Consider the following 525-nt stretch of genomic DNA (forward strand, 5'->3'; position numbering starts at 1 on the left):
TTAGAACGGCTATCGCAGCACAAGTTGGATATGATTCTTTCTGATTGCCCGGTGGACTCGACGCAAAGCCCAGGCCTTTATAGTAAGAAGCTTGGCGAGAGTAGCATGAGTTTCTTTGCATCTTCTGACATTCCAGACGTCAAGTTCCCTGAAATTTTGGAAAAGAAAAAGCTGTTGATCCCAGCAAGTCGAACGGCGATGGGGCGAAAAGTCATTCAATGGTTTGATCGCCAAGGATTACAACCTGATGTCTTGGGAGAGTTTGATGATGTCGCGTTGATGAAAGCCTTTGCGAGATACCGTGATGATGTGATCTTTTTGGCGCCGACGGTTTACATGTCAGAAATCGAAGATGACCGCAGCTTGCAGTTGATCGGTCATGTTGAGGATTTGAAAGAAGAGTATTACGTTATTTTCGCCGAGCGAATGATTCAGCATCCAGCGGTAAAAAACGTATGTGATGCTGATTTCAGTCAAATGTTTGAGTAAACCCGTATCGTTGCTCAAATAAATAGATTACTATCG

At 44.0% G+C, this 525-nt stretch carries 1 protein-coding gene; it reads left to right on the top strand.

Translation table 11 applies throughout. The features are described from left to right. Positions 1–489: transcriptional activator NhaR (gene nhaR / locus R8N49_RS30205; RefSeq protein WP_318190829.1), on the top strand; the 489-nt coding region annotated here is incomplete at its 5' end. Positions 490–525: the final 36 nt, after the last annotated feature.

The sequence above is a fragment of the Vibrio sp. 1978 genome (assembly GCF_033344345.1).